This is a genomic window from Paraburkholderia sp. BCC1886 (assembly GCF_900996245.1).
Lineage (GTDB): Bacteria > Pseudomonadota > Gammaproteobacteria > Burkholderiales > Burkholderiaceae > Paraburkholderia.
The window spans coordinates 1-422 of the sequence record NZ_CAAJGK010000016.1 but is presented as its reverse complement, the minus strand read 5'-3'; the positions used below and the strand labels follow the sequence as shown (position 1 = coordinate 422).

The 422-nt window shown below is 68.5% G+C and carries 1 pseudogene; it reads right to left on the bottom strand.

The features are described from left to right. A pseudogene (locus tag FQ746_RS01650) lies at positions 1 to 422 on the bottom strand (4Fe-4S binding protein); the annotation flags it as partial.

Below are 422 nucleotides of genomic sequence, written 5' to 3'. Positions count from 1 at the left end.
GCCAGGTGATGTCATGGTCGATCAGCCAGCCGGCCAGCCATTGCTTGATGGTCACGAACCAGGGGCTGGCGCTCCAGTGGAAGGCGCCGATCGCCACGCCGAGCAGGCCGTAGAGGATCAGCGCGGTATCCCAGGCGCTGGCCTGCGCGTCGCCGAGTTGCACCACTTCCTCGGACGGCGAGCGCATCGTCAGGGCGATCGCGTCGCGATGGCCGCTGCAGCGGCCGCACATATGGCAGGCTGCGGCGCCCTTCATGTTGCGCAGCGGCACCAGCGGCGCGCAGTTGATCGGGATCACGCGATGGCCATGCTCGCCCTGCGTGTAGGAGCGGCGCCAGGCTGCTTCGTCGACCTTGAAGCGCAGCGGCGCGAGCCGCGCGAGCAGCGCGAACACGCCGTTGACAGGACACAGGTACTTGCAC